General features: G+C 48.6%; 6 protein-coding genes and 1 pseudogene. 5 read left to right on the top strand and 2 right to left on the bottom strand.

What is annotated here, in order from left to right:
* The first annotated feature begins 92 nt into the window (after positions 1–92).
* Both Q0294_RS12075 and Q0294_RS12070 read left to right on the top strand, forming a co-directional pair.
* Positions 93–263, top strand: coding sequence for a DUF6800 family protein (locus tag Q0294_RS12075; protein ID WP_299465388.1), 171 nt, complete (start codon positions 93–95; stop codon positions 261–263).
* An 87-nt stretch (positions 264–350) separates the two neighbouring features.
* Positions 351–737: a VOC family protein gene (locus tag Q0294_RS12070; RefSeq protein WP_299465385.1), complete on the top strand. Its 387-nt coding sequence runs from the start codon at positions 351–353 to the stop codon at positions 735–737.
* An 80-nt stretch (positions 738–817) separates the two neighbouring features.
* On the opposite strand, the gene clpB is transcribed toward Q0294_RS12070, so the two are convergent.
* On the bottom strand, positions 818–3433 hold the full coding sequence (gene clpB, locus Q0294_RS12065; protein ID WP_299465382.1) for an ATP-dependent chaperone ClpB: 2616 nt from the start codon (positions 3431–3433) through the stop codon (positions 818–820).
* Positions 3434–3732: 299 nt separating this feature from the next.
* A pseudogene (gene dnaK, locus Q0294_RS12060) lies at positions 3733–5649 on the bottom strand (molecular chaperone DnaK); the annotation flags it as partial.
* A gap of 684 nt (positions 5650–6333) precedes the next feature.
* Between dnaK and pheA the strand changes: the two are divergent.
* The 3 genes from pheA (at position 6334) to secG (ending at position 9342) form a co-directional block, all read left to right on the top strand.
* Positions 6334–7503: a prephenate dehydratase gene (pheA, locus tag Q0294_RS12055; protein WP_299465379.1), complete on the top strand. Its 1170-nt coding sequence runs from the start codon at positions 6334–6336 to the stop codon at positions 7501–7503.
* 292 nt (positions 7504–7795) lie between these two features.
* On the top strand, positions 7796–8569 hold the full coding sequence (gene tpiA, locus Q0294_RS12050) for a triose-phosphate isomerase (protein WP_299465376.1): 774 nt from the start codon (positions 7796–7798) through the stop codon (positions 8567–8569).
* 194 nt (positions 8570–8763) lie between these two features.
* Positions 8764–9342: a preprotein translocase subunit SecG gene (gene secG / locus Q0294_RS12045; RefSeq protein WP_299465373.1), complete on the top strand. Its 579-nt coding sequence runs from the start codon at positions 8764–8766 to the stop codon at positions 9340–9342.
* Positions 9343–9401: the final 59 nt, after the last annotated feature.

Genomic DNA, 9401 nt, shown 5'->3' with positions numbered 1-9401 from the left:
TCCTTGCCACGATAGATGTTAGAATCAGTTACTTCAATCGAAATATATACATTCGAACATAGCATTTTCACTTAAGCAGGAACGATCAAGAAATGGGACGTGTTGAAAAAGGGCGTGAGCTTGCTCAACGTCGAAGCCGGAAACACAAACTGAAGCAACTGCGGGAAAAGTTTGCAAAAGCAAAAGATGAGACTGAAAAAGATGCGATCAAAGAAAAAGTTCGTAAAATCAGTCCGTTTATTGTCCTGGAAGAATCTGCCTAGATCACTTCCTGCAGTGAAACATAAAATAATGGCGCTGGCTTGTTTTGAAGTGAGCGTCGTTTTTTCATGCGCGAAGGTAATGAGCTAATGGGTGAATTGAATTCCGCATTCAATCGGGCGGTCTGGTTTGATATTCCGGTCGCCAACCTGGAGCGAGCGGCTGCATTCTACGAAGCAGTCCTTAACATCAAAGTACACATCGAACAATTCGACGATTTTCAGTTTGGCGTCCTGGACCATGAGCAGGGTAACGGCGGATGCCTGATTCCCAATGAATCGGCGATCTCAGGCAGCCAGGGAATCCTGGTTTACATGAATGTCGACCAGCGCATCCGGGATGCCATCACCCAGGTGGAGCCGCATGGCGGAAAAATCATCGAGCCGATTCACTCGATCGGCCCACATGGATTTCGAGCGATTATTCTCGACAGCGAAGGCAATCGTCTCGCTTTACATTCCAATTCGGATGCGTGAATTCAATGAATCAACGCAGCTTCAGACAACCTGTCCAAAGCTGCGTTCGATTCGAAATTCAAACGACCGCTGAGGGACGCTTATTTTTCAGAGAACAGGTACAAACCTTCGTGAGCGTCCACGTAAATCGTGGCCCCTTCCGTAAAGGCTCCTGAAAGTAACTTATTTGCCAGTTCATTCTGAATATTCTGCTGAATCGCACGCTTTAAAGGTCGTGCACCGTAAGAGGGATCATAGCCCTCTTCAGCCAGCTGATCCTTGGCAGCAGCGGAGACTTCCAATGAAAATCCGTTTGCTTCCACCAGTCCGGACAGATGCTTCAACTGCAAATCGACAATCTGGCGAATCTCATCCCGCCCCAGCGGATGAAAGACGATCACTTCATCAATTCGATTCAGAAACTCAGGCAGGAACTCATGCTGCAGCGCATCCATCACACGGTTCTGAATGATCTGATCATCTTCCTTACCTGACAGATCCATAATCGTCTGGCTGCCGATATTTGAAGTCATCACGACAATCGTATTCGAGAAATCCACGGTTCGACCATGACTGTCAGTCAAACGCCCGTCATCAAGCAGTTGCAGTAAAATATTAAACACATCGCGGTGCGCCTTTTCGACTTCATCCAGCAGAACGACCGAGTAGGGGTGACGCCGCACTGCTTCCGTCAATCGGCCCCCTTCTTCATAACCAACATACCCCGGAGGAGCCCCAATCAGCCGCGAGACAGAATGTTTCTCCATGAATTCACTCATGTCGATACGAATCATATTACGTTCATCATCAAATAGAAATCCCGCAAGCGCTTTACATAATTCCGTTTTTCCCACACCTGTCGGTCCGAGAAACATGAAAGAACCAATCGGGCGACTCTGATCCTGCAAACCGGAACGGGAACGCCGAACCGCGTTGGAAACCGCTTCGACCGCTTCATTCTGATCGATCATCCGCTTATGTATTTCTTCTTCCATCCGCAGCAGTTTATCGCGTTCTCCCTGCAGCATTTTGGAAACGGGAATCCCGGTCCACATGCTGATTACCTTCGCGATATCTTCCGGAGTCACTTCCTCACGCAACAAACGCTCGCCACTGTCATCTCCCAGTTCGGTTACCTTTTGCTCCATCTCCGACAGACGCAGACGTGCGGCACTCAATTCCTGCTCTGCATTGTAGGCAGTCGTGTAATCTTCGTTGGAATTCGTCTGCTGCGCTCGATGAAATGCCTGCTCATATGCGGTATTCAGCCGGTCGATGTTCTCCTTCAGCGGTTGCAATCCAGACAGCGCTTCTTTTTCCGTTTCCCAGCGGGTTTTCAAAGCATTGACGCTCTCCTCGCGATCGGCAATGTGTTTTCGTAACTCCTGCAGCCGCTCCTTGCTGTCTGCTGTTGTCTCAGTTGCCAGCGCAGCCGCTTCAATCTGCATCCGGGTTAACTGGCGGGTGGCTTCATCAATCTCGGCCGGCATCGAATCCATTTCCATGCGCAACTGGCTGGCTGCCTCATCGATTAAATCAATGGCCTTATCGGGCAGAAATCGATCGTTGATATAACGATCCGACAATGTCGCCGCATTGATTAACGCATCATCCATAATTCGGACCCCATGATGCGTTTCATAGCGTTCCTTTAAACCTCGCAGAATCGAAATGGTATCCTCAACGGTTGGCTCCTGAACCATGACCGGCTGAAAACGCCTTTCCAGCGCAGGATCCTTTTCAATGTATTTGCGATATTCATCAAGTGTGGTTGCCCCCACACAATGCAATTCCCCCCGCGCCAGAGCCGGCTTCAACAGATTCGAGGCATCCGCGCCCCCTTCTGCCGCCCCCGCTCCCACAACTGTATGTAATTCGTCAATAAACAGAATGATCTGCCCCTTCGCAGACTCAATTTCCTTCAGAACGGCTTTCAGACGATCTTCAAATTCGCCACGGTATTTGGTGCCGGCGATTAAAGCCCCCATATCCAACGCGATCACCCGTTTATTTTTCAGGTTCTGGGGCACATCGCCCATCACAATACGATGTGCGAGCCCTTCCACAATGGCCGTCTTTCCGACCCCTGCTTCCCCAATCAACACCGGATTATTTTTGCGACGGCGGGATAAAATCTGGATAACACGACGAATTTCCTGGTCACGGCCGATCACCGGATCAATCTTGCCCTGACGCGCCAGTTGAACCAGATCTTTTCCGTACTGTTCCAGCGACTGATATTTCTCTTCCGGGCTCTGGTCAGTCACGCGCTGCCCACCCCGCACAGCCTGCAGTGCCGACAAAACATCGTCTTCCTCAATACCGTTCAATTCCAGCAGTCGCTTTGCCGGATCATCCACTGTCGTAAATGCCAGCAACAGGTGTTCGGTCGAAACAAAATTATCCTGCATCTGGTCGGCACGATCCTGTGCTGCCTGCAGAACTTTGAGTAACGCCTGACCGATGCCGACCTGCATCGTAGCCCCGGTGACCTTGGGCAAACGATTGATTTCGTCGTCTACCATTTTCTGAAGCTGCGGAAGATTGGCACCGACTTTTTGAATCAACGGTTTCACAACCCCCTGCTCTTCATCCAACAGCGCTTTCAGCAGATGCAGCGGCTTGATTTCCTGCTGGCCAAAATCCTCAGCCGTGTTCTGGGCCCGCTGTACCGCTTCCTGTGCTTTAACAGTCAGTTTTTCAAATCGAAACGCCATAATACTTCTCCAATCCTGTATGCCCTGTGCGCAGCAATTCAACAGCTCGGATTATCTTATAAAATAACCAGCCGACAAGCAGTAACTCTCTTGGTATTCATTCTTTTATTATGAAACAGGCCCGGAGAGGTGGGAAGGAATTGAGCCTGCCAATCACGATGAGTGTTTAAAATTTCACAATCAAACTCGAAAAAGTCTCATTCCGTCGGGAACCAGGGGGCTCAAGTTTCACCTTAAGCCCCCTGCCCTTATATAACCTGCAAACACAGACGCTGATTGATTTCAGAGCCTGGTCCGCTTCAGTCTTTTTTCTCAAATTCCGCATCAATCACGTCTTCGTCACCTGCGGCAGAAGCACCGTCTCCATCCCCAGCAGCCGCTCCGTCGTCTCCTGCAGCCTGGCTCGATTTATACATCTGCTCGGTGAAAGCATGAGTTGCCTGCTGTAATTCATCACAGGCAGTATTGATAGCCGCAACATCTTCACGCTCAAGGGCATCGTTTACTTTTTTCACAGATGCTTCAATTGCCGACTTGGAAGAGGCATCCATTTTCTCAGCATGCTCTTTTAACAGCTTTTCGACATCGTAAACAATCCGTGAGCCATTGTTCTTCGCTTCGGCCAGTTCTTTTTTCTTCTTGTCTTCATCAGCATGCGCTTCTGCCTGACGCTTCATGTCTTCAATCTCTGCTTCAGACAGCCCACTGGACTGTTCAATCTTGACTGAAGTTTCCTTGCCAGTAGCAACGTCTTTTGCTGAAACATTCAAAATCCCGTTCACGTCGATATCGAAAACCACTTTGATCTGGGGAACCCCACGTGGAGCAGGAGGCAGCTCTTCCAGATTGAACTGTCCTAACAGACGATTGTCGCTGGCCATCTGGCGTTCGCCTTGGAAAACTCGCACTGTTACAGCCGTCTGATTGTCGGCTGCTGTCGAGAAAACCTGATCCTTGGTGACTGGAATTGTCGTATTACGCTCGACCAGTTTGGTCATCACCCCCCCTTCGGTTTCAATCCCCAAAGACAGCGGAGTTACGTCCAGCAACACAATATCCTGCACATCGCCAGAGATAATCCCCCCTTGAATGGCAGCGCCGATGGAGACCACTTCGTCAGGATTGACTCCTTTATGTGGCTCTTTACCAAAGATTTTCTTTACAAACTCATGCACTTTAGGAACACGCGTTGATCCACCAACGAGCACGACTTCATCTATGTCACTGGGACTGAGCCCGGCATCTTTCATCGCCTGCTCTACAGGTTTACGACATCGTTCAACCAGCGGATCAATCAGCTTCTCGAATTCAGAACGGGTAATCGCCATCTGCAAGTGTTTTGCGCCAGTACTGTCAGCGGTGATAAACGGCAGATTGATATCCGTCGTCTGAGATGAAGACAATTCTTTCTTGGCTTTTTCTGCGGCTTCACGCAAACGCTGCAATGCCATTGCATCCTTCCGCAGGTCAATCCCCTGCTCCTTCTTGAAGGAGTCAGCAATGTGATTAATCAGTTCCTCATCGAAATCATCTCCCCCCAGGTGACCATCACCATTGGTGCTCAATGTTTCAATCACTTCGTCTCCTACCTCCAGAACTGATACGTCGAATGTACCACCCCCAAAGTCGAAAACCACAATCTTTTCGTCGTTCTTTTTCTCCAGGCCGTATGCGAGTGCAGCAGCCGTCGGCTCGTTGATGATGCGCGAAACTTCCAGACCGGCAATCTGCCCCGCATCTTTGGTCGCCTGTCGCTGGGCATCGTTGAAGTAAGCAGGTACTGTGACGACGGCTTTATTCACTTTATGTCCCAGATAACTCTCTGCGGCTTCTTTTAATTTTCGTAAAATTGAAGCAGAAATTTCCGGGGGAGTGTAGGTTTTGCTCCCGGCTTCAATTTTGACATAATCTTCCGGGCCGCCAATGATTTTATACGGGACAATTTTTTCTTCGCTCTGCACTTCATTGTGCCGACGTCCCATAAATCGTTTGACGGAATAAACCGTATTCTTGGGGTTCGTGACAGCCTGCCGTTTTGCTGGCTCACCGACCAGAGTCTCCCCTTTATCGGTGAATGCCACAACACTGGGAGTAATCCTGTTTCCTTCCAGATTGGGAATCACTTTGGCTTCCCCGCCTTCCATAATGGAAACCACTGAGTTTGTGGTTCCTAAATCGATTCCGATGATCTTTTCACCTTGAGATGCCATGTGAGTTTCCCCTCTTTCCTTATTCTATTCTTAATTCTGATATGTACAAAAAGCAGCTTCAGGATGAATCCCCTTGCTTCGTACATCAATCATGTTCTACTTACAGTTTCAATTAAACCAGCCTTTGTAATACTGGCTGGTGATTTTATGTTAGCAATGAATGTGCCAAGCAGAATCCATTAATCATAATCATACCATAAGCACCTTATTCGTAAACACTTATAGAATAGATAACTTTACACAACTGAAAAAGACATTCACGGAAACTGCCATATTGACACCACCCCTGGCCAATACTGCCGGCACGACTGAGTGACATATTGGCAGTCTGGAATACATACCCTTTAGAATAAAGGCTAAACGATTCACAGGTAAGGCTCAACCGCTTGACAGTCCCTAAAGGCGGCGGTACAAACTAGAACAGTTGGAGACTAAGCTGTTTTTTGGAAACGATACAGGCAGTTATAAAAGCCAGCTGTTTTACTGACCCTAACTGCTTATCTCATAGTATTTTATAATTTTCCAAGAGCGACATTCGGGAGAAATCCCAAGCTGAGAAATTCTTAAGGGATTGTAATCCAATTGTGAAACTGGCAGTAAGCAACGAAGCACAACCAGGGAGGGAGTGTGATCTGGCTGCGGTTAATTTTCTGAGAGACAGAAACGAGACTCACATCCTGAAAGATTCCGATGGCCAAGAAAAAAGCGGTTACCAAACGCACTTCAGTACCCACCCCGAAGTCGCCAGCCAAGAAAACAGTCGTCAAAAAAAGCAGTAGCAGCAAACATAGCCTTGGCTCGCTTCAGTCTGAATTAAAAAAAATTGACCGTGAGATTGTGAAACTGGTCAATAAACGCTGCGCAATGACGGTCAAGCAGATCAAATCAGATCCTGAGCCGCGCAAAGCAATGTTCGACCCCAAGTCAGACGAAGAATTGCGCGAAACTATTGAAAAACTCAATGCATCCGGTCCTCTGACCAACAACGCCATTCGAGGGATCTTCCGGCAAATTCTGAGTTCTGCCCGCAGGCAGATACATCCGCAGAGAGTTGCCTATCTCGGACCAGCTTACAGCTACACCCATCTAGCTGCTCTTGAGCGTTTTGGTGAGGGTGCAGACATGGTCCCCGTCAATACAATTGGAGCGGTTTTCGAAGAAGTAAACCGGGGTAACACGGAATTTGGTGTCGTCCCCATCGAAAACAGTACTGATGGACGCGTTGTAGATACCCTCGACATGTTTACCAGACTTCCACTGCGAATTTGTGGAGAAGTCCTGATTGCCGTTCACCACAACCTGCTCGCACGTTGCGAACGGAGTCAAATCACAGAAATCTACAGTAAACCGCAGGCACTATCTCAATGCCGTGAGTGGCTTTCACGCAACATGCCACAGGCACATTTACATGAAGTTACCAGTACCTCAACGGCAGCACAATTAGCAGCAACCAAACCGGGCGCTGCCGCAGTCGCCAGCCACCAGGCCTCCGTTGAATATGACCTGCAGATTATTGTCGAAGGTATTGAAGATAATGCGAATAATGTGACCCGATTTGCTGTGATCGGCGAAGAGGTCTGCGACCCAACCGGCTCAGATCGTACTGCTATTCTGGTACAAATCGCTCATACCGCGGGGTCGCTGGCAGATACACTGCAGATTTTCAAGAAAAACAAAGTGAATCTGACCTGGATTGAATCTTTCCCTCTGCGGGGAGAAGAACCGGGTTATCTCTTCTTTATTGACTTCGAAGGTCACATTCAGGAACCTCACATTAAGCGGACGATCAGTGAACTGGAGAAACGAGTGGTTCGACTGGAAGCAATGGGCTCTTACCCTCGTAGTGGGGTTTTAGAGTAATTTTTTGACGCTTTTGTATCTTAGCCCTGCTGTTTTCCCCGCATAACTGGCGAAATCGAGTGAAAAAGGACTGCATCTGAGGTTTTTCGGTTCGAATCCTTGAATCACAGCTCCCGACTCAATAACTTACCTAACACGAAGTGGCTTCTCAGGACTAACAGCATTCCGTATTTCGATGTTCAACCGATACGGATGATTTCTCGCTCGCCTTTCTCATCGGATGAGAAATCGAAATTTCGTGCGAAACCGAGTAACTTCAACATTCTATACAATATGAATCACAGGATGAATTATGCGTCGCTTCCTTGTAGCTGGTAACTGGAAAATGAATACAACCAAAGCTTCTGGCTCACAATTGGCCCAGGCGCTGGTAGCCGAAGTTCCAAAAGAGAATCAAGCGGTTGAAGTTCTGGTTTGCCCCCCTTTTCCTTACCTGACGACCATCGGCGAAATTGTAAAAGGAACCGGAATCGGCATCGGGGCTCAAAACTGCTCTCATGAAGCGCCAGGAGCATTTACCGGTGAAACTGCAACGGAAATGTTATCTGACGTAGGTTGTCGTTCTGTATTGATTGGCCACAGTGAGCGCCGGCATATTCTCAAGGAAACCGACGCTGACATCAACCTGAAAGTCAAAAAGGCACTCGCAGCCGGGCTGCAGGTGGTTCTGTGCGTGGGAGAGCTCCAGAGCGAACGCGAATCTGAACAGACCGATGCAGTCCTCGACACGCAAATGACTGGTGGCCTGGCAGAAATTGACGCTGCTGCTTTTGACCAGATTGTCATTGCCTACGAACCAGTCTGGGCCATTGGCACCGGCTTAACTGCTTCTCCCGAACAGGCAGAATCAGCCCATCAGTACCTGCGAAACTGGCTAAAAAGCCACTATTCATCAGAAATTGCTGATGCGACTCGCATCCTGTATGGCGGGAGTGTGAAACCCGACAATGCCAAAGAACTGCTTTCCCAGGAAAACGTCGATGGTGCCCTCGTCGGAGGAGCCAGCCTCAAGGCAGAACAGTTTATTCCCATTATTCAGGCTGCTGTTGAATTATCTGCTGGTTAAAAGAAAGCTGCCAATTTATCTCGATTCGTCTAAACTCGGATAGCAGACTCGATTTACAGATCGTATCCTACTACTATATGATGCACTGATTCTGATCCAGCAGCTAACGAGATTCCCAGCTTTTCTTGAAATCTCGTCCACTCAATATTTTCAATCGATAATATCAGCTATTAATAGCTAATTAGGATGACACAATGATTCTTGCAGACTTACTGGACCCTGCCACCATACTGATGACTCTGTTGATGTTCTTCGGAATTCTGCTGATCATCATTATCCTTCTGCAAAAAGGACGCGGCGGTGGCTTGGCCGGAGCATTCGGCGGCGCTGGCGGGCAGAGCGCTCTGGGTACTAAAGCCGGTGATATCTTTACCAAAATCACAATCGTGATGGCAGTCATCTGGGTTATCCTCGCCGGTGTTTCGGGAATCACAACCCGAGCCAGTTCCGGCAAATACGCCGGCGGTTCGGAAGCAGTCTCTGAAGAGCCCAGTGTCAGTGCACCAGAGTCACCGGATGACAAAGCCGCTGCAGACGCCAAGACAGAAGAGACATCCTCGATCAATCCTTTTGATGAGAAAAAACCAACCGACAAAAAAGAGGCCGCTGCAAAACCTGAAGCGGAACCAGCCAAAAAAGCAGACGAAAAACCCGCACCAACCGAAAATAAACCTGAGCCGGCGAAACCGACTGCAGCCAGCGAGCCCGCAGAGAAAAAACAGGAAACTCCTGCAAAGCCTGAGGTACCCAAGTCAGAAACAAAGCCAAATTAGTCTTTCTGGCAAACATTGAAATAAATTAAATCTAGAGACCGTCCCTCTTAATATTCATC

Source organism: uncultured Gimesia sp., assembly GCF_937919775.1.
GTDB lineage: Bacteria > Planctomycetota > Planctomycetia > Planctomycetales > Planctomycetaceae > Gimesia.
Note: the sequence above shows the minus strand (reverse complement) of the source record. Positions and strands in the feature narration are given on the sequence as shown.